This is a genomic window from Paraburkholderia gardini, assembly GCF_907164575.1.
GTDB lineage: Bacteria > Pseudomonadota > Gammaproteobacteria > Burkholderiales > Burkholderiaceae > Paraburkholderia > Paraburkholderia gardini.
Genome location: NZ_CAJQYY010000068.1, coordinates 1 through 1,286, shown reverse-complemented (window position 1 = coordinate 1,286; position 1,286 = coordinate 1). Strand labels below are relative to the sequence as shown.

Here is a 1,286-nt window from a genome sequence, read left to right as displayed (position 1 = left end):
CCGTCCATGTCAAGGGTAGGTAAGGTTTTTCGCGTTGCATCGAATTAATCCACATCATCCACCGCTTGTGCGGGTCCCCGTCAATTCCTTTGAGTTTTAATCTTGCGACCGTACTCCCCAGGCGGTCAACTTCACGCGTTAGCTTCGTTACCAAGTCAATGAAGACCCGACAACTAGTTGACATCGTTTAGGGCGTGGACTACCAGGGTATCTAATCCTGTTTGCTCCCCACGCTTTCGTGCATGAGCGTCAGTATTGGCCCAGGGGGCTGCCTTCGCCATCGGTATTCCTCCACATCTCTACGCATTTCACTGCTACACGTGGAATTCTACCCCCCTCTGCCATACTCTAGCCCGCCAGTCACAAATGCAGTTCCCAGGTTAAGCCCGGGGATTTCACATCTGTCTTAACGAACCGCCTGCGCACGCTTTACGCCCAGTAATTCCGATTAACGCTTGCACCCTACGTATTACCGCGGCTGCTGGCACGTAGTTAGCCGGTGCTTATTCTTCCGGTACCGTCATCCCCCCACCGTATTAGGGCAAAGGTTTTCTTTCCGGACAAAAGTGCTTTACAACCCGAAGGCCTTCTTCACACACGCGGCATTGCTGGATCAGGCTTGCGCCCATTGTCCAAAATTCCCCACTGCTGCCTCCCGTAGGAGTCTGGGCCGTGTCTCAGTCCCAGTGTGGCTGGTCGTCCTCTCAGACCAGCTACAGATCGTCGCCTTGGTAGGCCTTTACCCCACCAACTAGCTAATCTGCCATCGGCCGCCCCTTGAGCGAGAGGTCCTAAGATCCCCCCCTTTCCTCCGTAGAGCGTATGCGGTATTAATCCGGCTTTCGCCGGGCTATCCCCCACTCCAGGACACGTTCCGATGTATTACTCACCCGTTCGCCACTCGCCACCAGGGTTGCCCCCGTGCTGCCGTTCGACTTGCATGTGTAAGGCATGCCGCCAGCGTTCAATCTGAGCCAGGATCAAACTCTTCAGTTCAATGCCTGTTACTGTTTTCTATTCTCGCGAATAGGTCGCTCACTCAACGTACTGACGAATGATCATCCTGCCGAAGTTTTGACACCCCAACACGACAACCTTCCTTTCATTACTGTGTGAGACTTGATACTTTCGCTTTATGTCAGGCCCCGAAGAACCCGACCGCGTCCGCCATCAAGCGCCCACACTTATCGGCTGTTAATTTTTAAAGATCAATTACGCATCCACCCAAACCGTGCCACCCACACCCACCCGGCACCGCTTCGTTTTGCGTCGCTGCATCCGCAGCA

1 rRNA gene is annotated in these 1,286 nt (G+C 54.2%); it reads right to left on the bottom strand.

Annotated features, from left to right (window positions below):
* Positions 1–996, bottom strand: a 16S ribosomal RNA gene (locus LPA34_RS26830); the annotation flags it as partial.
* Positions 997–1,286: the final 290 nt, after the last annotated feature.